The organism is Ensifer sp. YR511, assembly GCF_900103045.1.
Classification (GTDB): domain Bacteria; phylum Pseudomonadota; class Alphaproteobacteria; order Rhizobiales; family Rhizobiaceae; genus Ensifer; species Ensifer adhaerens.
This window is the reverse complement of sequence record NZ_FNGR01000050.1, coordinates 1-19,736: the sequence shown is the minus strand read 5'-3', so window position 1 is coordinate 19,736 and position 19,736 is coordinate 1. Positions and strand designations below refer to the sequence as shown.

24 protein-coding genes and 1 pseudogene are annotated in these 19,736 nt (G+C 58.9%); 14 read left to right on the top strand and 11 right to left on the bottom strand.

Annotation, left to right across the window (positions count from 1 at the left end; genetic code table 11):
• Positions 1-113: 113 nt before the first annotated feature.
• The gene (locus BLU15_RS40500) at positions 114-323 is read left to right on the top strand and encodes a methyl-accepting chemotaxis protein (protein ID WP_090302095.1); all 210 of its coding nucleotides are present in this window, start codon (positions 114-116) and stop codon (positions 321-323) included.
• Positions 324-664: 341 nt separating this feature from the next.
• Here the strand turns inward: BLU15_RS40500 and BLU15_RS36345 are convergent, their stop codons facing one another.
• The 5 genes and pseudogenes from BLU15_RS36345 to BLU15_RS36330 form a co-directional block, all read right to left on the bottom strand.
• Positions 665-1,297 (bottom strand): RraA family protein, encoded by a 633-nt coding sequence (locus BLU15_RS36345; RefSeq protein WP_090302093.1) that lies wholly within the window; start codon positions 1,295-1,297, stop codon positions 665-667.
• Positions 1,294-1,683 carry a glutathione S-transferase C-terminal domain-containing protein gene (locus BLU15_RS40495; protein WP_244546942.1) on the bottom strand — a complete coding sequence of 130 codons (390 nt, stop codon included), beginning with the start codon at positions 1,681-1,683 and terminating at the stop codon, positions 1,294-1,296. The genes BLU15_RS36345 and BLU15_RS40495 overlap by 4 nt, the downstream gene beginning before the upstream one ends.
• 40 nt (positions 1,684-1,723) lie before the next feature.
• Positions 1,724-1,861 (bottom strand): annotated as a pseudogene (locus tag BLU15_RS40490) (glutathione S-transferase); the annotation flags it as partial.
• Between the two features lie 62 nt (positions 1,862-1,923).
• Positions 1,924-2,742 (bottom strand): SMP-30/gluconolactonase/LRE family protein, encoded by an 819-nt coding sequence (locus BLU15_RS36335; RefSeq protein WP_210187496.1) that lies wholly within the window; start codon positions 2,740-2,742, stop codon positions 1,924-1,926.
• A gap of 217 nt (positions 2,743-2,959) precedes the next feature.
• Positions 2,960-3,544 (bottom strand): tripartite tricarboxylate transporter permease, encoded by a 585-nt coding sequence (locus BLU15_RS36330; protein WP_256386725.1) that lies wholly within the window; start codon positions 3,542-3,544, stop codon positions 2,960-2,962.
• Here BLU15_RS36330 and BLU15_RS36325 point away from each other — a divergent pair.
• A complete protein-coding gene (locus BLU15_RS36325) occupies positions 3,461-3,793 on the top strand; it encodes an IclR family transcriptional regulator (RefSeq protein WP_244546940.1) in 333 nt (110 codons plus the stop codon). The genes BLU15_RS36330 and BLU15_RS36325 overlap by 84 nt on opposite strands.
• Before the next feature lie 218 nt (positions 3,794-4,011).
• On the opposite strand, the gene BLU15_RS36320 is transcribed toward BLU15_RS36325, so the two are convergent.
• Positions 4,012-5,370: a hypothetical protein gene (locus BLU15_RS36320; protein ID WP_090302092.1), complete on the bottom strand. Its 1,359-nt coding sequence runs from the start codon at positions 5,368-5,370 to the stop codon at positions 4,012-4,014.
• A gap of 103 nt (positions 5,371-5,473) precedes the next feature.
• Between BLU15_RS36320 and BLU15_RS36315 the strand changes: the two genes are divergently transcribed.
• On the top strand, positions 5,474-6,367 hold the full coding sequence (locus tag BLU15_RS36315; RefSeq protein WP_090302090.1) for a LysR family transcriptional regulator: 894 nt from the start codon (positions 5,474-5,476) through the stop codon (positions 6,365-6,367).
• Positions 6,368-6,593: 226 nt separating this feature from the next.
• On the opposite strand, the gene BLU15_RS39780 is transcribed toward BLU15_RS36315, so the two are convergent.
• Complete coding sequence (locus BLU15_RS39780; protein ID WP_176960475.1) at positions 6,594-6,758, bottom strand: hypothetical protein; 165 nt, start codon at positions 6,756-6,758, stop codon at positions 6,594-6,596.
• Positions 6,759-6,823: 65 nt separating this feature from the next.
• On the opposite strand from BLU15_RS39780, the gene BLU15_RS39285 reads away from it, so the two are divergent.
• The 8 genes from BLU15_RS39285 (at position 6,824) to BLU15_RS36275 (ending at position 13,432) form a co-directional block, all read left to right on the top strand.
• Positions 6,824-7,420: a hypothetical protein gene (locus tag BLU15_RS39285; protein ID WP_143034337.1), complete on the top strand. Its 597-nt coding sequence runs from the start codon at positions 6,824-6,826 to the stop codon at positions 7,418-7,420.
• A gap of 30 nt (positions 7,421-7,450) precedes the next feature.
• The gene (locus tag BLU15_RS36300) at positions 7,451-8,155 is read left to right on the top strand and encodes a hypothetical protein (protein WP_090302084.1); all 705 of its coding nucleotides are present in this window, start codon (positions 7,451-7,453) and stop codon (positions 8,153-8,155) included.
• The gene (locus tag BLU15_RS39775; RefSeq protein WP_176960474.1) at positions 8,142-8,300 is read left to right on the top strand and encodes a hypothetical protein; all 159 of its coding nucleotides are present in this window, start codon (positions 8,142-8,144) and stop codon (positions 8,298-8,300) included. Before BLU15_RS36300 ends, BLU15_RS39775 begins: the two co-directional genes overlap by 14 nt.
• Positions 8,301-8,820: 520 nt before the next feature.
• Positions 8,821-10,038 carry a plasmid partitioning protein RepA gene (gene repA, locus BLU15_RS36295; protein WP_090302083.1) on the top strand — a complete coding sequence of 406 codons (1,218 nt, stop codon included), beginning with the start codon at positions 8,821-8,823 and terminating at the stop codon, positions 10,036-10,038.
• Positions 10,035-11,027 (top strand): plasmid partitioning protein RepB, encoded by a 993-nt coding sequence (gene repB, locus BLU15_RS36290; RefSeq protein WP_090302081.1) that lies wholly within the window; start codon positions 10,035-10,037, stop codon positions 11,025-11,027. Before repA ends, repB begins: the two co-directional genes overlap by 4 nt.
• Positions 11,028-11,225: 198 nt before the next feature.
• Positions 11,226-12,440: a plasmid replication protein RepC gene (gene repC / locus BLU15_RS36285; RefSeq protein ID WP_090302080.1), complete on the top strand. Its 1,215-nt coding sequence runs from the start codon at positions 11,226-11,228 to the stop codon at positions 12,438-12,440.
• Between the two features lie 81 nt (positions 12,441-12,521).
• The gene (locus BLU15_RS36280; RefSeq protein ID WP_090302078.1) at positions 12,522-12,953 is read left to right on the top strand and encodes an antitoxin Xre/MbcA/ParS toxin-binding domain-containing protein; all 432 of its coding nucleotides are present in this window, start codon (positions 12,522-12,524) and stop codon (positions 12,951-12,953) included.
• Complete coding sequence (locus BLU15_RS36275) at positions 12,950-13,432, top strand: RES family NAD+ phosphorylase (RefSeq protein ID WP_090302076.1); 483 nt, start codon at positions 12,950-12,952, stop codon at positions 13,430-13,432. Before BLU15_RS36280 ends, BLU15_RS36275 begins: the two co-directional genes overlap by 4 nt.
• 25 nt (positions 13,433-13,457) lie before the next feature.
• Here BLU15_RS36275 and BLU15_RS36270 read toward each other — a convergent pair whose 3' ends face one another.
• Genes BLU15_RS36270 through BLU15_RS36260 form a run of 3 tightly spaced genes read right to left on the bottom strand, consistent with a single transcriptional unit; the run spans position 13,458 to position 15,270 of the window.
• Positions 13,458-14,615, bottom strand: a complete 1,158-nt coding sequence (locus BLU15_RS36270) for a site-specific integrase (protein WP_244546939.1) — start codon at positions 14,613-14,615, stop codon at positions 13,458-13,460.
• Positions 14,612-15,016: a type II toxin-antitoxin system VapC family toxin gene (locus BLU15_RS36265; protein WP_090302074.1), complete on the bottom strand. Its 405-nt coding sequence runs from the start codon at positions 15,014-15,016 to the stop codon at positions 14,612-14,614. Before BLU15_RS36265 ends, BLU15_RS36270 begins: the two co-directional genes overlap by 4 nt.
• A complete protein-coding gene (locus BLU15_RS36260; protein WP_090302073.1) occupies positions 15,013-15,270 on the bottom strand; it encodes a type II toxin-antitoxin system VapB family antitoxin in 258 nt (85 codons plus the stop codon). The genes BLU15_RS36265 and BLU15_RS36260 overlap by 4 nt, the downstream gene beginning before the upstream one ends.
• A 632-nt stretch (positions 15,271-15,902) precedes the next feature.
• Between BLU15_RS36260 and BLU15_RS36255 the strand changes: the two genes are divergently transcribed.
• Positions 15,903-17,942, top strand: a complete 2,040-nt coding sequence (locus BLU15_RS36255; protein WP_090302072.1) for an AAA family ATPase — start codon at positions 15,903-15,905, stop codon at positions 17,940-17,942.
• A gap of 89 nt (positions 17,943-18,031) precedes the next feature.
• Positions 18,032-18,799, top strand: a complete 768-nt coding sequence (locus BLU15_RS36250; RefSeq protein WP_090302071.1) for an HNH endonuclease family protein — start codon at positions 18,032-18,034, stop codon at positions 18,797-18,799.
• Between the two features lie 191 nt (positions 18,800-18,990).
• Here the strand turns inward: BLU15_RS36250 and BLU15_RS36245 are convergent, their stop codons facing one another.
• Positions 18,991-19,344: a hypothetical protein gene (locus BLU15_RS36245; RefSeq protein ID WP_090302068.1), complete on the bottom strand. Its 354-nt coding sequence runs from the start codon at positions 19,342-19,344 to the stop codon at positions 18,991-18,993.
• A gap of 178 nt (positions 19,345-19,522) precedes the next feature.
• Between BLU15_RS36245 and BLU15_RS39280 the strand changes: the two genes are divergently transcribed.
• A partial coding sequence (locus tag BLU15_RS39280; RefSeq protein ID WP_176960473.1) for a helix-turn-helix domain-containing protein occupies positions 19,523-19,736 on the top strand: 214 nt, incomplete at its 3' end.

Sequence of the window (19,736 nt, the reverse complement as noted above, 5' to 3'; positions counted from 1 at the left end):
AAGGGGGATGAGCGCCCCTTCGCAAGGCATTTTCACTACCTGAAAAACAACGGGGACCGGTTTGGAAATGGGATCATCCGCCAAGGGAATGCGAACGATCATCGATACGATCGATGATGAACTTGCACGGTTCGGCGGCAGCAACTTGCGGGTGGAAAACAAAATTGCTGGCGATAAATGCCGTGATCGAGGCTTCCAGAGCGGGCGATGCGGGCCGAGGCTTCAATGTCGTGGCGCAAGAGGTCCAAAAGCTTGCCGAAGAAGCCGCGCATCTGGCTGATCGGTTTCAGGAAGATATCCAGCGGCAGCTACGTATCGAATGATCATCTCGTAGCGTTCGCACGCACGCAGGGATATCAGGAGTACGACGGGCTAGGCTGGTACGGAGTTGTCGTCAAGCGACTTCAGTCTTAAGCACGTGAACCTGGCGCAAATTCGGCGCTTTCAGTTTCGAATTGGGGATGGCCTCATCGTGACCATGACTTGTCGAGGCGTCGCGACACAACGGACTGGCGGTGCTCATATCGACGCCGATCTTCAACCATTCGCTCCCGCATTGCGCAAACGAAGCTTCTGAAGAAGTCGGTCAATTCCGGCATCGATCGACCTGATATCAAACAAGCGACGGACGCGAAACTCGGCTGCCTAAGCATTTGGTTGGCGCCTAGACATGAACCGCGGCGACTTCGGCACGCAGGCGAACGTCGCGGTCGTGCTCCATCATTTGGATTTCGCGGGCTTTCAGGAGTACCGGCTCGACGAATTCTGAGGGAATGCACGCCAACCCGTCGACACCGATTGCGACCAGATCTCCACATACAATCCGAACGCCCGCCAACGTGACGGGTTCGCCGACCGATATCGTGTGAAAACGACCCTTGCTGCGCAAGGGCGAGGTGCCACGGCAAAGCACAGGAAAAGAGCTGGCAGCCAATGCTTCCGCATCGCGCGTTGCACCATGCAGCACGACGCCGTTTAGTGCATTGATCTGCGCACGCAATGAATGGCCTTCACCCCAGGTCGCGATCTCCGTGTTCCCACCGGCATCGATAACGAGGATATCGCCGGGGCTCGCCAAGGAGAGGGCCGCCTCCCCTTGGCGAGCCAAACTCGCCGCGCCCGGCTCTGCGCGCCCCTGCCCAAGCGTAAAGGCCCGCCCGAAGACGGTCCCTCCGTTGCCACCGAGCAGGCGATAGCCGCCGCCAGCGTTTTGCGAAAGGCCGAGTTCGTCCATAGCGTCGCTGATCTGCCCGACGCCGACGCCTGCAGCAATCGCCTGCTCAATGGTCTTGTTCATGCCGGCACCTTCGGAGCGGTCGCGGCAATCGATGGCTTCTTTGAGACCATATCGAACCAGGCTGCAAGAGCGGGCCTCTCCTCACGCCAGCCGGCCGCTTCGGGCAGGCGCAAGTCGAGCCAACCGAGTGCGCAAACGAGGGCGACTTCACCGATAGTGAGATTCTCGGTGGCGAGGTCGGCGGCGTCCTTCTCGGCAGCGTTCAACCCATTGATGACCTTGAGGAGTTGCACTTTTTTCCAGTCGTCCCACCGCTTATCTTCGGGGCGGAGACCCTCGATCCGGGTCAGTTGGCCCGCTTCCAAGATACCGTCGCCAAGAGCGTTGCGGCGCAGCGCGGGCCACTTCGCCTCGAGGGAAGAAGCGGGGTTGGTTATCAAGCGCATCGAGATACTCGGCAACGACCGTCGACCCGTAAAGCACGGTACCATTGGCGAGCGTCAGTGCCGGAATCTTGCCGAGCGGGTTAACAGCAATGGCAAGCTCCAAGGGCTGCAATGGGTTCACCGGCGCGGGGACGAGCTCAAGCTTGTCGACCAGCCCCTTCTCGCGCGCGACGATCATGACCTTGCGGACGAATGGCGACAGGCCGCCATGTAGAAGTTTCATCATTTTCATTTCTCCTTTCAGCCCTGGAAGCGCGGCTCGGGCAGGCCCTTGACGCCGACATCGATGCGGAAGAGACCGCCTGCATCCGGCTCGGCGGCCCGTTGCTCTTCGCTCAGCCCCTGCCAGGCGGTGGTGACGTAGAGGATGTCCCGGTTCGGGCCGCCAAAGCCTGCGCAGGTGACGTTGGTGACCGGCATTTCGACGACGCGGTCGACCGTTCCGTTTGGCGCGTAGCGAACGATGCGTTTGCCCGCGAATTCGCAGTTCCAGATGAAGCCCTCGGCGTCCACCGTCGAGCCGTCGGGGCGGCCCGGGTTCGCGGTCAAGTCGGCAAAGACACGGCGGTTAGAGATGACGCCGTCGTCGATATCGAAGTCGAAGGCCCACATCATTCGCTTCGGGGTGTCGGCGAAGTACATGGTCTTGTCGTCGGGGCTGAAGCAGACCCCGTTCGGGATATTGATACCGTCAAAGAACTTCCTGGCGGAAAAATCAGTGCCGATCCTCCAGAAGTTGCCGTCGTCCTGTCGAACCTTGTCGTTCATGCTGCCAAGCCAGAAGCGGCCGCGGCGGTCACACCTGCCGTCGTTCAGTCGGTTGTCCGGCAGGTTCTCTTCGGGATGGAAGATCTTCTCACGGTCGCTGACACCGGGATCAAAGGCATAGATGCCGTCGTCCTGTGCCAGGATCATGCCGCCGCTTTCGCGCAACGCGTAGCTGCCAAGCGCGCGGCCGCCGGTCAGATAGACCTTGTGTTCGCCGCTTGCGAGTCGAAGGATTGCAGCCGCGGCCGACGGACGTCCATCCACCACAGAAGATTGGTGCGGTCGCACCACACCGGCACTTCGCCGACTTGATCGCCGGAATTCACAACACATTCTATTTGGGTCATCGGTCTCAAAAGCTCCTTTGCATTTCGTTTCAGGGGCGCCTCTCCGCACGCAGGAACCCATGCGCCGGAAGAATGTCCGGACGCGCCCTTGCGGGTGAACGCAGGTATTTTCGGTGTGCTCACCGGGCGCTGTCAGACAGCGCGCCAGTCAGTTCTAAAGATCAGGCTTCCTCAGTGAAGACCTCCTCGCGCTTCCTGCGAAATTGCGGAAGTATGACGGTTGCAAGCAGGAGCGCAGCCACCAGGAGCAGCGCCGCCGAGACCGGACGCGTCACGAAGGTCGTCGCATCCCCCTTGGCGAGAAGCAGGGCGCGTTTGAGGTTCGATTCCAGCATGGGACCGAGAATGAACCCGAGCAGAAGCGGCGCCGGCTCGCATTTCATGCGCATGAACAGGTAGCCGATGAAGCCGAATACCGCAGCGGTCATGATCTCGAACGTCTGATTCTGGATGCTGTATAGCCCGATGACGCAGAAGACCAGAATGGCCGGGTAGAGATAGCGATAGGGCACCGAAATGAGCTTTACCCAGATGCCGACGAGCGGCAGGTTGAGCAACACCAACAGGACGTTTCCGACGAACATCGAGGTGATGAGACCCCAGAAGAGGACCGGCTGCTGCGTGATGACCTGCGCAGTGGCTCGGCCATTGCCGAGGCGGGCTTGGGTGACAACTGGGCAGATTTTCGCCGTAGGATGAATGCTTTCCGCAAAGCCGGTTGCTGCATCACCGTTGGGACGTTTCAATCCGACCTCGCAGCCATTGCCGCACCTATTTTCAACGACGACGGAGCGGTGATCGGCAGTCTTGCCCGCATTCTCAACCGAACGCATGCAGAAACGGACGAAGAGCTTGCCGTAGATATCTGTGATGCCGCTCGCCAGTTTTCCAAGGAGCTGCAGAAGGGCGCCGACAGATTGGGAACCCGCAATGAGGTGCCCTCGACCGTTGAGCGAGATGAAGACCTTCTAGGCAGCCTGGTTGAACACATCTAGTTGCTCGTGCGCCTTTAGCGGCGCCTGCGAATAGGAATTCGAGACGCCCCGACAGAGCTGTCGAGCACGTTTTGCCTTGCGGCCTGGAAAATCTTGAGCAGCGCGCTACGGACGGTTAGGAAGCTCTGCACCCAAGAACAGCGGCCCCAAATGACGCCATCTGCCTACAAAAGCCGGGACAATGGTGTCCCGGCTCGGCGCAAACATTACGGGCGCTATCAAGCCGCCTCATCGTTCACGGCAGCGATCACCGTTCGTGCGATCACAGCGATTGTTTCATCACTCAGGGGTTTACCTGTCGCACGGATCTTGTCGAGGCATGCCTGGAGGACCGGCTCTATATGCTCGCGCTCCGCATCGATCCCCAGCTGGTCCAGCTTTTCCCACATCGAGAAGTTCCCGGTCGATCGCGTAATCGTCCATTGCCGCTTGTTTCCAACCAACTCGGGGATGAGGCTCCAATGTATCAGTGGATCAATGTCCAGTTCCTGGATGACGCTGTCGGATCCACCGCAAGCGAAGGCCGACGTGCCTGTGATCGGATGCATCGGCGAGATCGGCTGGCCGATAATTTCTTCCGCCACGCGAGCCAGCCGCGTCAGCTCCTGCAGCTTGATCCCGGTTTTGATTCCATAGAGCGCCTCAAGCGACACAGCGACATGCGCAAGATCCGCCTGCCCCGAAATCGAACAATAGCCGTTGACGGTTACCTCGACACCTTCGGCGCCCGCGACGACGCCGGCGAGCGAATTGGCATTGGCGAGCGCAAAGCCGTTGTGCGGGTGGACAAAGATCTTCGCGTTCGGTGCATACTTCTTCGCCAGCCGGGTCATGTAAGCGAAGGCCTCAGGCGCGCAGCCCGAAGGGCCATCGGCCAGAAGAATGCCCTTGGCGCCGGCCTTGCCTACCAGCGAGGCATATTCCTCGATATAAGCGTCATCCGCATAGTTGACCTGATTGATCGTGCAGGAAGGCTCAAGACCCGCGGCCAGGCAGGCTTCGATCAGGCGCAGTACACGTGCGTTCTGCTGGTCCTTGTTTACCGGGACCATGGCCTTGCGCCAATCCTTGCCCTCCCAAGCAGCCTGGAAGGCACCGCCAATTCGGATCGGGGCAGCACCTGCAGCCGGCGCGCCGCCGAACTGGACGATTTCAATACCGGCATCGCGCGCCAGCTTCACGTCGTCCTCGCTGCGCCCGCCGGTCATGATCATCCGGCACGCCGGATTGACCGCTTTGACCCTGCGCACGTCCTCGGACATAGACTCGAGCGTGTGGCCGCGTCCGAACATCGAAAGCTGGATTTCGCCCACGCCGACAGCGACGATTTCCTCCATCAGCCTGTGGCGCACGGCCGGGGCTAGGTTCACACCGGGCATCTGCTCAATGTTGCGCAACGTGATATCGCGGACTACGACCTCTTTGGGGGCATCCGTGCCAATCGCACGCGGATCGCGGCTGTAGGCCGACGTCATCCATTTGCCTTCGGTGTAGGCATCCGGCAGGCGCAGTGCGTTCACGCTGTCGCGCATCGCCTGAAGTTCTGCCTGCGTAAAGATCTGTGGCTTCTTGGCCATGGGAATTTCCTCCGCAATTTTGACTGTCCAAAACCTGAAGGCATTGGTCGGATCTCGCAAGTGAGTTATGCTCACTGAGGCTTAGGAAAACTCAAGGCTTGCAATGCATCCCGCCCCGCTAAACGCGCTCTACGCTTTCACTCTCGCTGCCGAACACCAGAGTTTTTCTGTCGCGGCACAGGTCCAGGGCGTGACACCCGGCGCGATCAGCCGTCAGATACGAACTCTGGAAGAATACTTGGGGTGCAGCTTGTTCGAGCGTGGTGCTCGCGGCGTCGCGCTGACGCGCGAGGGACAGGAAGCGTTTCAAATCACCCGCAAGAGTTTTGATCAGCTACAGGATCTCAAGTTCATCGTTAAACGCCAGATCGGCCGCACGATTACAATCCATTGCTCGCTGCTCTTTATGCGCTACTGGCTCATGCCGCACATGCAGAACGTGATCGATCAGTTGCCGGGCATTGACCTTGCTTACTCAGTAGCGCGCCCTGATCTGGATATCCTGAACAGCGATAGCTGTTTCATCCGCATCGGCGATGGCCGGTGGCCGGGGTTGCGCTCCGACTATCTCATGCCCGGCGATCTGATCATGGTTGCCAGTCCCCGGGTCGCCAATCAGCTGGCACAGAGCGCAGAGGCCGATACCCTGCGCTCTCAGGTGCTAATCCGGTCGCAGCACTCAGGCCATCTTCCCGACCCTTGGGACTGGTGGTTCTCCAATGTCTGGAAGCGCAGTCCAGCGGATTTCACCTTCCTGAATATCTCGGCAGAAGCAATGGCCTACCAGGCGGCGAAGGATGGGTTGGGGATCGCCATCGGCCGCGCTGCCCTCTTGCAAAACGAACTGCGTGAGCGCTCGCTGACCCAACTTGGTGTCCGTGCGAGTCAGAACGGCTGGGGATACTATCTGGTCTATGCGGACCGGATGAACAATTCTCCTGGTTTTCGAAAGTTGAAGCGCATCCTGGTGGGACACGGTGGTGCCTGGGACGCCTGATGTTGTCGCAGCGGCTTGAGGCAAGCATATCGCTGGAGTTCGTTTTCCAGCGAAAGCTCCATGCCAGCGTTTTCCAGGCGCTTAAGAAAATGCGTTGTCTCGCAATTCTATTTGGGAGAACCAAACCGCGGGCGGCGCTTGCGCCAGGACTGTCGTTGGACAAGCCCTCGGCATTGGCGGCTGAGGCCTTGCGCGCACCTGGGTTGGGATGACGCGGTTCAATTGATCAAGACGCCATGAGTGGGATCGGCAACGGCGTCTCGGTCTCGTCAAGGATCTCAAAGCTGTATTTGCCATATGCATCGACCCCTACCGAGTAGCTGAGGCGGTTCTGCACAAGGTTGTTCTCGTCGAAGGTCAGCGCCTTCCGGATCATGGCTGACGATGGCAAGCCTATTGCTGATATCGCCGCCCGCTATGGCACCACCGAGACGGTGGTCCGCAAGCGGCTCGCCCGTGCCCGCGTCTCCCCTGCCCTTCTGGAACTCCCGCGACGAAGCCACCACCTACGATCAGCTCACGGCCTTCACCCTCAGTGATGATCATGGGCGGCAGGAGGAGGTATGGAACGCCCTGCCCTCTTGGAACCGAAACGGACACGCGATCAGCTGCGCGAGGAAGCAATTCCCGCGACGGACAAACGTATCCGTTTCATCGGCGGCCTCGACGCGTATGAAGCCCTTGGAGGCGATGTCCGGCGCGATCATCTTCGATGAACGCAGCCAAGGCCATGCGATGAACGCCACGCTGGTCGAAAAGCTCGTCGCGAAGAAAATGGAAAATCTTGCCAGCGGACTGCGCGCCGAAGGTTGGGCGTGGGTGGAGATCAAGCCCGAAATGGACTGGCATGCCATGCGCGGCTATGGGCGGGTCTTTCCTGTCGAGGCCGAGCGGTCTGACGCCGAAAACCACGAACTGGGGAAGCTGCGCGAGGAGCAGGAGCACATCGAAACCGTGATCGACTGCGACGAGGGCCTCGAGGCGCGCCTTGCCGCAATCTGGTTCCGCAGCAGCGAGATCGATCGTGAAGCTTATGCCCCTGCCGACCTTTAACGTGCGGGCGTTCTGCTTAAGCTCGACTACATGGGCGAGCCCGCCTCCCATCGCGGCTACCTGAAGCCGGAGTCCGCTCAGGTGCCTCTCACCGGCGAAGCCGAGGCGGACGAGCAACACGGCGGCGGACCCGGCGCTGTCGTGACCGAGACGGGAGCGCCAGTTCTCACGCACTCCGTGGCCCTCGTCGAAGACTTGGCCGCACAGCGCACGGCCGCCATTCGGCTGGAGACCGCCAACAACCACCGCGTGGCGCTCGCAAGCGTCGTGCATTCACTGCTCTTGCAAACGCTGTTGCCGCATGCGCGAAATCACTCCTGCCTCGACATCGTTCTGACCACGAAAAACTTGCCTGCACTCATGAAGGCCCCTGAGGACAATCCGGCGCTTGCAGGGGTCGACGAGCTTCGGGAGCGGTATGGTTATGAGGTGCCGGGAAACCCAGCCGATATGTTCGAATGGTGCCTTGATCGCAGGGAGGATGAACGTCTCGCCATTCTGGCCTTCGCAGCCGCCCAGTCGATCGATGCCGTCAAGGACAAGTACGACTACCGCAGGACCGAGCGCGTCCACTCGGAGGCACTGGCCGTCGCACTTGACCTCGACATCAGCGCCTACTTCGAGCCCACGGCCAAGAGCTACTTCAGCCACATCACTCGGGACGGCATCGGACCGCAGTTACCGAAGCCAAGGGTGCAGACGCGGCGAAGGGATTGCCCGCATGAAGAAGGGTGAGGCAGCCGCCTATGCCGAGACGCAGGTCAAGGGCACCTCATGGCTGCCATTGCCGATCCGTCCGGCCTCTGTGGCGGCTCAGGGCAAGATTGTCGAGGCGGATGTAGTCGGCTTCAGCGACGCCCTCTGTGAGGCTGCCGAGTAGCCTCAGGTTGTCTCCAGTCGGCCGCGCAGTCATGCGCGGCCGACTGCCCTTTTTGGGGCGGGGTGGGTTGGCCGCCCGGATCGATCGGGCGGCCAACCTGCGAGAGGGGAGCCCTCTCGCTCTCCCAAAGCGATGTTTCGCTCGCCAGACAAAACACCGATCATCGCGAAGGGGCCATAGGTTCCTCGCTCAAGGCAGATTGAACACCGCAACAACGGCATCGCTTTTCCACGGGGTGAACGATCGGATCAGGTCCGCGAGACATGCGATCGACCGCGACTCAGCTATAGTGAGTCGGTACTAGTGCAAACGATTCTCCCGAGCGAGGGCGGGAACGACGGATTTGGGTGGGTGAGCGCGACAATTATTGTCACCTGACAATCAAAGTAAGGCACGGAAAAAAAACAATAATTTCGGATGGCCACTACCGTTAATTTCGGTTAACCAAAAACTCCTTGACCCGAACGCTCGTTTGAAGATCATTTGCGGAAACTTCAATGAATTACTGGAATTTGCGTGAATGGCGATGAAAGTTGCGATTGTTGAAAGCAAAGAGAAGCGCGCGCGTTTTTCTATCGACGAGACGATAGCGGATGACTCCAGCTTGCTGAGCGGCCAGCTGCAGGTCCTCTTCGAAAAGCTCTTCTCACCAAATGCCAAGAAAACGCTCCGGCGCTTCAGCAGCACCGAGGCGGCAAGGCTCCTGGGTGTCACGGACAGTTACGTCCGGCACATCGCCTCACAGGAAGAGGCTGTCACCTCTGAGAAGACGGCTGGGGGTCGGCGCACCTTTTCCCTGGATGAGGTCAACACCATCCGGCAGCTGCTCGGGCGAACCAAACCTTCATATTTACCCGGTCGCCGCGAAGGCGATCATCTTCAGGTGATCGCGGTCACCAACTTCAAGGGCGGTTCGGGCAAGACGACCACGGCGACGCATCTCGCCCAGTATCTTGCCTTGCGCGGCTATCGCGTCCTTGCGGCCGACCTCGATCCGCAGGCTTCCATGTCCGCCATGCTCGGCTTCCAGCCGGAGTTTGACGTCGGTGAAAACGAAACGCTCTATGGCGCAATCCGCTACGACGCCGAGCGGCGCCCGGTGACCGACGTTGTGCGTCAGACCTACTTTGCCGGCCTCGACCTGATCCCGGGTAACCTGGAGCTGCACGAGTTTGAGCACGATACGCCACGGGCGCTCGCATCGAGGGACGCCGTGGACACCGACATGTTCTTCATGCGCGTCGGAAACGCGCTGATGGACCTGCAGGACCGATATGATGTCGTGGTGATCGATTGCCCGCCCACACTCGGCTTCCTAACCCTCTCGGCCCTTTGCGCGGCGACCTCGGTCCTGATTACGGTTCACCCACAGATGCTCGACGTCGCGTCAATGAACCAGTTCCTCTCTATGACCTCTGATCTCTTGAGCGTGGTCAAGGGGGCCGGGGGCGATCTCGACTACGACTGGATGCGTTACCTGGTGACCCGGCATGAGCCCAATGACGGGCCACAGGCCCAGATCGTTGCATTCCTCAGAAGCTTGTTCGGAGAGCGCGTGTTGACGTCGATGATGGTGAAATCGACTGCCGTCTCTGATGCCGGCCTATCCAAGCAGACGATCTACGAGGCCGGACGGGAAACGATGAACCGGCAAACCTACGACCGGGCCGTTGAGGCGATGGACAGCGTCAACTCCGAGGTAGAGACGCTTATTCGAGCATCATGGGGTAGGGCATGAAGGGCAGGGACATCCTCAAGGGCATGGTGAACTCCGCCGAGCACGCCAAGGCCGAAGCACCACACGCGGTCGTGCCGCACAAGCCGGCTGGCGCCGTCCGCGCCATGAACCTGTCGCTCGGTCGCCTGAACGAGGAGGCTGCAGCGGCTCGGGAACTTCGGGACGCGATCGCAGCCGGCGACAAGGTCATCGAACTCGATCCGGCGCTCATCGAAGTCGCCTTCATTCGCGATCGCATACCACTTGAAGCCGATCCGCAGTTCGACGAACTGAAGGCTTCGATGTCGGCAAACGGTCAACAAGTGCCGATCCTCGTTCGGCCGCATCCCGACAAGCCGAACCAGTATCAGGCCGCCTATGGCCACCGACGCCTGCGCGCGTCGGCAGACCTTGCCCGGCCCGTCAAAGCCATCGTCCGCAACCTGACGGACGAGCAGGTCATTCTCGCCCAAGGACAAGAGAACGGCCCTCGTGTTGATCTGAGCTTCATCGAGCGGGCGCTCTTTGCACGGCGCATGGAAGAACACGGCTTTGATAGGGAAACGATTTCCAAGGCCTTGTCTGTCGACAAGCCCGAGACGTCCCGTTTGCTGCAGGTTGCCGAAGGCGTCAGCACCGAGATCATTCTTGCGATTGGGCCGGCGCCCAAGATCGGGCGGCCGCGCTGGCTCGCCTTTGCCGAAAGGCTGAAAGACGGCGCATCAGCCAAACGGGCCCAGAAGGAGATCCAGGCTGCCGACTTCCTCGGCGACGAGACCAGCAAACGGTTCGACCGCCTTTGGAAGGCGATGACGGCCGCGGAAAAGAAATACAGGGCAATCGAATCAATACGCACAAAAAAGGGCGTTGCGCTCGCCTCGATCGAGCGCAATGTCCGTGGTTCGAAGATTACGGTCACATCGGCAGAGTTCGCAGAATTCCTGTCCTCGCGCATGCCCGAATTGGTGGCGATGTTCGAAGAGGAAAAGCAAGGAAAAACAGAAGAGTAATTGGATTGTCAGCTGACAATCCGATGAGATCGGAGATTTAGAACCGCAAAAGAAAAAGGCCCCCAAACGTTTCCGTCGTGGAAGCCTCTCTCATATCTGTAGCAAGATCGAGAATCGCATTTTCACGAATCCCCGTCAAGAGTCTTGGCACCGTTTTTGGTGAGCGGATTTCTTTTGCCTTCGAAGAGGTGAAGGAAAATGCAGAGTGGAAATGTGACGACGCCTTTTGGGCGGCGGTCGATTTCGCTTGCCCTTGTAAGAGGGCAGATGCGGATGGCCGAAATCAAATCCGGCAAGACCGTCGACAAGTGGAAGGTGTTCCGTGATGCCTGCGAGGCGAGGGCGGTCCTTGGCGTTCAGGACCGAGCGCTTGCCGTGCTCGACGCTTTGCTGACTTTCTATCCGGAAAGTGAGCTTTCCGAAGACCGCGGCCTTGTCGTCTTCCCGTCAAATGATCAGCTGTCTGTACGCGCTCATGGCATTGCCGGCACGACCTTGCGTCGGCACCTAGCGGCTCTGGTCGAGGCCGGATTGATCCAGCGAAAAGACAGCGCCAACGGCAAGCGGTATGCCCGCAAGGACAATGGCGGCGCGATTGAAGAGGCTTTTGGCTTCAGTCTGGCGCCGCTTCTTGCGCGTGCCGAGGAGCTCGCACATATGGCTCAACAGGTTGCAGCCGAGCGCCGTCGCTTCCGCGCGACAAAGGAGGCCTTGTCAATTTGCCGGCGAGATATCCGCAAGCTGCTCACCGCTGCGATCGAGGAGGGGGCCGCCGGCGACTGGGGACGGGTTGAAGATCATTACATAGCGCTGATCGCGCGCATTCCGCGCACACCGACGGTCTTAGACATAGAGCCGATCCTCGATGAAATGCAGATGCTGCGTGAGGAAGTGATCAACCGTCTGGAAATTCTGGAAGATTTCGTAAAAACGGACAGCAATGATGTCCAAATTGAACGCCACATACAGAATTCAAATACCGAATCCATACATGAACTTGAACCAAGCTCTAGAAACGAGCTGGGGGAGAAGCCGAGCCCGGCCATCAAACCAATGAGAGAGCCGATAAAGGCGTTTCCGTTGGGTATGGTGCTGCAGGCTTGCCCGGAGATCCGCGATTACGGGCCGAACGGCACAATCGAAAACTGGCGGGACCTGATGTCGGCCGCCGTTGTCGTCCGATCGATGCTCGGCGTCAGTCCGAGCGCCTATCAGGAGGCCTGCGAAATCCTCGGCGCTAAGAACGCCGCTGCCGTCATGGCATGCATTCTCGAAAGGGGAGGGCAGATCAACTCGGCCGGCGGTTACCTGCGCGACCTGACACGGAAGGCGGAACGCGGGGAGTTTTCGCTTGGGCCGATGCTGATGGCGTTGATGCGGGGAGGTGTGGGGCAAAAGAAAATACCGGCCTAAGTGCGGCATTTGCGATTGAGCGGTTGTAGTTTTCACCGGTTGATACTATTTTTTGCCTCAAGTGAGGTGAGGTTTTCAGCGATGTTGGCATTTGAAAAAGTAGCAGACGTACTCGGTCTTCCGCCCAAGGAAATCGGAGCGCGATCACCGCTCGGTCTGGTTTCCCGGATTGAAGGAGGGTTGCCGATCTCGGTGCTAGAGCGCGTCTCGCATCTGCTTGCTCCGAATGACGGGCATTTCAAATATCGGTTCGTACCCAAGGCCACTTTGGAACGGCGCAAGGTCAGCCTGCGCCTCTCTCCAGAGGAAGGAATGAGGGTCGCCCGCGTCGCACGCGTGTGGAACCTTGCCGTAGACGTTTGGCAAGGGCCAGACGCGGCGCGGGATTTCTTGTTCCGAAGCCACCCCATGCTCGAGGATAGAGCTCCGATTGACGTCGTCATTCAAAATGAGATCGGGGCGGAACTGGTGTTGGAGATCCTCGCCAGTCTCAAATATGGAAGTGCTGCGTGACGGCCCAGGTTCTTGATCGAACACTGTCGTCGTTTCGAATAGGAGATCCCAACGGGGCTTATCCGATCTTTGACGCCACAGGTTCTACGATTGCGCCCGGGCGTTGGAATACGCCCGGAACGCCTGTCATCTACACCAGCGAACATTATTCCACCGCTGTACTGGAAAAGCTCGTGCACGGCAGTGGGCGACTACCGCCAAACCAGCACTATGTTCAGGTGACAATCCCAAGGGGGATGACCTATGAGGTGTTTTCGACCGCTGCGATGCCCGGTTGGGACTCAATGCCGGCAGTGGCAAGCAAGGAGTTCGGCGAGGCCTGGTGCCTGCAAAAGCGCAGTGCGCTTCTAATCGTGCCGAGTGTCGTGGCCCGGCTCGATCAGAACATAATCATCAACCCGGCTCATCCTGAATTTGCGAGCATCACCGTCAGCCTTCATCAGCCGGTATATTGGGATAAGCGGCTGTTCGGATCGTGAAAATAAATGCCAGGCGCCGTGCTTCTCAGACCATCAATCTGGCTGCGCGTCCCTGCTTTCGTTCCGCATCGTTGTAGTAGCGAGCAGCCTGCGTCACCGACTTGTGCAACGAATGCTGCATGGCTTCGGGGAGGGGGATCCCGCGGTTGGCGGCTTCGGTAAGGTAGCCAGACCGCATTCCATGTGCCGAGAACAGAGCCGGATCAAACCCGGCCTGTTTGCAACGGGTCTTCAGGATCAGGTTGACCGACTGCGGGGTCAGTGCCCGTCGGTCGATATTTCCCCACTGGTCGATGCGTCGGAACACCGGGCCATCTTTGACGTTCGCCTGCTCGAGCCAGTGCTTTAGCGCGACCACCGGCCGGCCAATCAGAACGACTTGTTCATCGTCATCGCTGGTCGTCGTCTTCGTGCGGCCGAGGCGGATCGACAGGCAGGGCAGGGGAGGCGAGTTGGCGTCGTTCGGATCGGTACGAACGGGGGCTTCGTCGACTAGATCCTCGACGCGCAGGGCCGCCACTTCCGATCGCCGCCGCCCGCCCGAAGCGAATGTGGTCAGGAGCATCGCCCGGTCGCGCAGATCGACCAGGCGCTCGCCGGCGCAGGCCTGCAGCAGTTTCGCCAGAATGTCGGCTGTGACGGCCTTTTTGCTTTTGCGCTGTCGCGGTCGGGCGCTGGCGCGCACGGCAAGGCGCAAGGCGGATTTGAGCGCGGGACCGTTGAAGGCACCGGTGAGCCCACGCCAGCGGGTGAGGATCGACCAACTGGTCAGGCGTCGCCGCACCGTGTCCGGCGCATGGGGGCCTTTCGCGCGAAGCAGGCTGCTATCCCGCAAGCCGGCCTCGATATCGGCAGGCATGCCGTGATCGCCGTCCTCGGCACGTTTGACCGGATCCCAAAGGTGGTGGGCGACGAATTTTAGCAGCAGGCTTTCGGGCGCGGGCCAGGGGAGGGGGCTGCCGGTGGCAAGCTGGCACCAGGCCTCGAGATAGCCCAGATCCGAGGCAAGTGCGCGCAGCGTATTGTCGCCCAGGCCTTCGCTGGCGAGATGCTTGAGCGTGGCGACGTCGTCGTCGGTGAGAAGCGCAGCGAGTTGGTCTCGCCGATCGAACGGCAGGATCGCGTCGAGCGCGTCGAGTTCTTCTGCGCGCTTGAGCGTCGCGGTGGCGAGCGGCTCGTTCAAAGTCCGGCTGACGCGGGGTGGCATTTAAGTTCGGTCTTTCCAAAATCATGCCCCTTGTAGAGAAGGGGTGCCTTGGCGATTCTCGCGACGGCGTAGGAAAAACAGTCGCCCATGTTGAGCGTGGCTGGATGGCGGCCTTTGCCGAAGCGGTCGAAGGCTCGTTCCGCTTCGCGATAGTGCGCCTCGTCGAAAGCAATCGCCGTGACGTTGGGCAACTGGAAAAGCTGATCGACGATTTTTGAAGCGTTGGGAAAGCCTTTGCCTGTCAGCACCATTCGCGCCTCCAGCAGGGTCGGCCAGCCGATCGCGACGGCCTCTCGGCCGACCAACGCTGTGAAGCGCTCGGCCTCCGGCTCCCCCAGTGCCATCGCCAGAATGACCGACGTATCGATTGCGATCATCGCGGCAGACCGTTCTCGTCGTAGAAATCGTCATGCGCAGATGTCGTGCCGGCCGGGACGGCATGTCGGCCTTCGGCCATCAAATCCGAAAGCACATCGATCGGGGCCCGGGCAGACTGTTGGCGGAGCTCGTTATCATAGCGCTCAAGGGCGCGCTCGACCAGCTTGCTCATCGGCATCCCGGTGCGACGGGCCAGCGCGTGCGCAAGTTCTTTGGCTTTGGCGCTACGGATGGAAAGCTGCGGCTCGGACATTGGGCAATTTCCTGATCAAAGTTCGTGCCTTCAAGATAGTCATTGTACCGGAAGATAGCAAGAAATTGCGGCGAGATGGCTAACTATCGATACCTGAAACCTATCGATAGGGATAGGAGTCGAAAATCGGCGTCCGGATGACGGAAGCATGCGCCTAATTAATTTCTGTTTGCGAAATTTGAGGTTCTAATACAGATGGTTAATAGTTCGTAAATCGACCTCGTCCCAGGGCAAGTTTGCAACTGCAACCGCACCGGTATTCGGGCTACAGCATGAGAGCCGGCTCGTCCTGCGGTTCAGGCTCCGATGTTGTCGATGGCTTTGCGTGGTTGACTATGCGACGACCTCTTCAGCCCCAAGGACTTCGTCAATATAGATGCCCGCCGCGATATTCGCTCAGCAATCCGATCAGGTCGGAAAGGCGCCGGCTCGAAACATGCTGAACCACAGCTTGCGTCGGATCTATTGCGGCAAATTTGTCAGCTTGAAGCGGTACAAGGGCGCCGCTCGCATCGGACTCGGCCTTGCAAAACAGAGATTGCAACGACAGGTTTCGCGACCACTTTTCGTTTAATTGCTGCTCCTATAACATCCAAGCGACGTCGTCACAGCCCCTTTTATGGAAACAATAGATGATCTTCAGCGATCGCGACATTCCCTCACCTATTTCTACCGAGGTCCAGGTAGCAGCCAAGCGGAAGATTGAAGACTATTACAGAACAGGGACGTCACTTCGCAGGCAGACAAAGCTGGATCTCGAATTGGAGTGGAGAGCTGCCAGGCGGCAGGTTCAATCTTCCCTGCGAACTCTTTTCTCTGGCAAATGCGCGTATTGCGAAACCCTGCTTGAGCCGGATCGCACGGATATCGATCATTTTCGACCGCGAGCCGGCGCTGCAGATCTCAGGGGAGCGGGAAGCCTCGACCACTACGGTTGGCTCTCTCTCGAGTGGGGGAACCTATACCCGATCTGTGGCGCATGTAATCGCGCAAAGCGGAGCTTGTTTCCTGTGGTTGGGGATCGAGTGCCACCATTAACGCCTATCGGTTTGATAAATGACAAGGAAGAGGCTCTGCTCCTTGATCCGTGTCGAGATCAGCCTGACGAACATCTCGAGTTCTCGCCAGATGGCTCGATCAACGCCATCACAAAACGAGGCGAAGTAACGATAAGGGTCTTTAACCTCAATCGAACGCCCCTCCGAGACGCGAGATATGAGGTATTTCGGAAGGTCGAAGCCTTACATCGTGCCAAACGGGCAACTGATACTGAAACGTCTGCAGAGTCTCCGTATGCGGCGACCGCACGAGCTGCGGTCGCAAGCTTTCCCGCCGCTTCGAAGCGACGTGGGTCAATCGCGGTTCCGGAAGAAAGCCGAACTGCGGACGAAGTCATTACGCTCGACGACGATGCCTTCCGATTGACGGCGCGGCCCCTTGAATCAATCTCCATCCGCAACTTCCGTATGCTGCGGGAGGTTGATCTTCGCTTTTCAGAGCCGACGAACGACAGGGCGCCGTGGTTGATGCTGCTTGGAGAAAACGCATCGGGCAAAAGCACGTTCTTACAGGCCGTCGCTCTGGCCTTGGCTGGTGCTGAGGAGGCCTCGCGGCTAACACGGCCAAGTAAGGTCGTGTCAACGGGCGCGAAGAATGGACAGATTACCTTGAGATTTTGGGACAATGCAACGCCGGTGGAGCTTTACTTCCGTCGGGGACAGCGTCATTTCGAGGGTACTCAGCGCCCGTCCGCTATGGTTCTGGGCTATGGTTCGTTGCGTTATCCTGACCCAAGAGTCCGTGAAATCGACGCCGCAGGTTCCAAGTTCGCGCGAATTTCAACCCTTATTAAGCCGGTGGCGAGGATGCCGCTCCACCGCGCCTGGCTTGTTGATTTGTCGGAAGAAAAGTTTGACGCGCTTGGCAGGGCGTTAAAGGAGATTCTGCCGATCCAGTCGGAATCTCTGCTTGTGCGCAAGGGCCGCAGGGTTTTCTTCCAAACGAACGACCATCTGGCGTCTCTCACAGAAATGTCGGCCGGCTATCAGGCCATGGTAGCAGTTTGCCTCGACATTATACGCCTGTTGTTTGAGCGTTGGGAAACACTTGAGAGTGCGACGGCAGTGGTCATCATTGATGAGATAGATGCCCATCTCCACCCCCGATGGAAAATGCGCGTCGTGAGCGCCTTGCGCAACGCCTTACCGCAGGTTCAATTTATCGCCAGTACCCACGATCCACTTGTTCTGCGGGGCTTGCGCAATGGCGAGGTTGCATTGATGGAACGCGATGAGCACGGAGTCGCGATCGCCAATCGGACGCTCCCGCCGATCGAAGGGATGTTGGTCGACGATCTTCTGGTGTCGCGTCACTTTGGATTGAACAGCACTGTCGATCCCACCTCCGAAAGTCTTTACAACGAATACTATCATCTGCTTTCGCTGCCGGACGAGCCAGGTCGAAACGCGCGCGTTTCCGAACTCAGGGCGCGCCTTGGCGATCGCGAGTCGTTCGGCCGAAATCAAAGGGAAAACCTTTTTCTGGAGGCCTCTGAAGCCGCTTTGGCCGAAGACGCGCACCTGCCACCTCTTACAGCAGACGCGTTGAAAGCGTCGACGATTGCGCGTTTCAAGTCCTTGGTTAATCGAGCCAGTGAGCGGCGACGGGGATGAGAGCTGTTAGCCGAACACGAGTAGCGCCCCCGGCACTTTCTAGGGTGACACGCGGAACTACGGAACTGCAACGGTCGCACGATCACTTCGTGACAAAAAAGAAAACCGACGGTTTCAAATTCAAGGCGTATTCAGACCCCGATGTTAAAACCGCGTTGAGTGAGCTTTTTGAAGGTTTCTGTGCCTACTGTGAGAGTTACTACGATGCAACGCAGACGCAGGATGTTGAGCATTACCGTCCCAAGGGACGCATTGACAATGGCGCGACCCAATTGAAACCAGGTTACTGGTGGCTTGCAGCTGAGTGGTCCAATCTGGTGCCCTCCTGCATCCTGTGCAATCGGGAAACGAACCAGCTCCTCTATGACTCAACGATCCTGAAAACCGGCAAGGGCGATCGCTTTCCCCTTTTGCACGAAGGTTCACGCGGCAGGAGTCCTGGCGCAGAAGTAACAGAAACCCCTTTGCTCATCGACCCATGCTCTGAAAATCCAGCCGACTTCCTATCGTTCGAAGTCATCGATGGAAAATGCATCGTCGTACCGAAAGTGAGCGATGAAGGCGATCTGCGCTACGTAAAGGCGAGGACATCGATTGACTTGTATGGACTGAACAGGAACGGGCTGGTTAAGGACCGCACACGTTACATGAAGCGTATAAGGGTTTCGCTGCGAAACTTGGAGCGTGCGTTGCGAAACCTTGATAGTGCGCCGCCAGAGATGGTCGTCGATCTCGAAGAGACCATCTCTGATGAGCTCGATCTTCTCGCTGTCCATTGGCATGTTGAAGACAGATTCTCGGCCATGTCTCGGTGGCTTATCGGACCCGTCCTTATCCGGCTCGACATATCTCTCTAGAAGAGCTCCGGTAGCTTCTATGGTTGGGTTAGACGCCTAACTTGGAATCGCATGTCGAAATTTGCGGGTGGCTGACGAAACGGTTTTTCGGGAACGGGATACGGCATTCTCGGTCCCCTTCGGAGGCGATCGTTTCTCCGCGCGTTCATCTGTTGAAGCGATGGGGTATGCTTCCCTTCTTCCGAAGACAGCTATTCGTCTGTGATGTCATCCCAGCCTTTCCCCCATTCCTTTACTGTCTTGCGGGAATTGCTGCGCTCAACTGGCCAAAACCGTCGTCGGTATTTTCGTCCCTCATGCTCGACCACCTGCTTGCTTCTTGCCGCGGGGAACGCACGGTCCAGCTCAGCCTCAAGTTGAGCTCGCGCCGAGATCGGAAGAACACCCGATGCTTTCAGCTGGCCTTCCAGCTCGCGCACCCGGCGCCGCGCCACCTTGATGTCCGACTGGTATTTGTCGGGGTTGTTGCCTGAGTAGTTGTCAAAGCGCGCGTTCCATTCGGCCAGCTCGCGGCGTGCGGCTTCCAAATCTTCCAGTGTCGCCATGGTTCACCTTTTGCGTTTGCGGTTCACGGTATGGATGTATGCACCGCTTTGTCAGGCGACATGTAAAACTGGTCCGGTAGCGACACCTAAAACTGGTCCCCCTTTCAGACCTTAGGAGGGACTAATGGACGTTGAGACAGGTACGAAGATCTCCGCGAGATTGGCGCGGAGAGAAGCGATGCTCGAACCGGACGAGGTGACTGCGATGCTGCGGCTCAAGAAGCTGGGGTGGGGCACGCGGCGGATCGCGGCGGAGCTGGGATGCTCGCGCACGACGGTACAGCGATACATCGAGACGGGTGGCTGGCGCGGGTATCGGCGAGCCCGCCGGGAAACGCAGCTCTCGAAGCATGAAGCGTGGGTCCGTGAGCGGTTCTTTCGCCATGGCGGCA

Coding starts and splice junctions, on each gene's coding strand:
- repA (WP_090302083.1), top strand. CDS start 8,821: ATGGCGATGAAAGTTGCGATTGTTGAAAGCAAAGAGAAGCGCGCGCGT.
- BLU15_RS36345 (WP_090302093.1), bottom strand. CDS start 1,297: ATGAACAAGACCATTGAGCAGGCGATTGCTGCAGGCGTCGGCGTCGGG.
- BLU15_RS36320 (WP_090302092.1), bottom strand. CDS start 5,370: ATGGCCAAGAAGCCACAGATCTTTACGCAGGCAGAACTTCAGGCGATG.
- repC (WP_090302080.1), top strand. CDS start 11,226: ATGCAGAGTGGAAATGTGACGACGCCTTTTGGGCGGCGGTCGATTTCG.
- BLU15_RS40500 (WP_090302095.1), top strand. CDS start 114: ATGATGAACTTGCACGGTTCGGCGGCAGCAACTTGCGGGTGGAAAACA.
- BLU15_RS40495 (WP_244546942.1), bottom strand. CDS start 1,683: ATGCGCTTGATAACCAACCCCGCTTCTTCCCTCGAGGCGAAGTGGCCC.
- BLU15_RS36280 (WP_090302078.1), top strand. CDS start 12,522: ATGTTGGCATTTGAAAAAGTAGCAGACGTACTCGGTCTTCCGCCCAAG.
- BLU15_RS36255 (WP_090302072.1), top strand. CDS start 15,903: ATGATCTTCAGCGATCGCGACATTCCCTCACCTATTTCTACCGAGGTC.
- BLU15_RS36300 (WP_090302084.1), top strand. CDS start 7,451: ATGGGCGAGCCCGCCTCCCATCGCGGCTACCTGAAGCCGGAGTCCGCT.
- BLU15_RS36260 (WP_090302073.1), bottom strand. CDS start 15,270: ATGTCCGAGCCGCAGCTTTCCATCCGTAGCGCCAAAGCCAAAGAACTT.
- BLU15_RS36315 (WP_090302090.1), top strand. CDS start 5,474: ATGCATCCCGCCCCGCTAAACGCGCTCTACGCTTTCACTCTCGCTGCC.
- repB (WP_090302081.1), top strand. CDS start 10,035: ATGAAGGGCAGGGACATCCTCAAGGGCATGGTGAACTCCGCCGAGCAC.
- BLU15_RS36265 (WP_090302074.1), bottom strand. CDS start 15,016: ATGATCGCAATCGATACGTCGGTCATTCTGGCGATGGCACTGGGGGAG.
- BLU15_RS39775 (WP_176960474.1), top strand. CDS start 8,142: ATGAAGAAGGGTGAGGCAGCCGCCTATGCCGAGACGCAGGTCAAGGGC.
- BLU15_RS36245 (WP_090302068.1), bottom strand. CDS start 19,344: ATGGCGACACTGGAAGATTTGGAAGCCGCACGCCGCGAGCTGGCCGAA.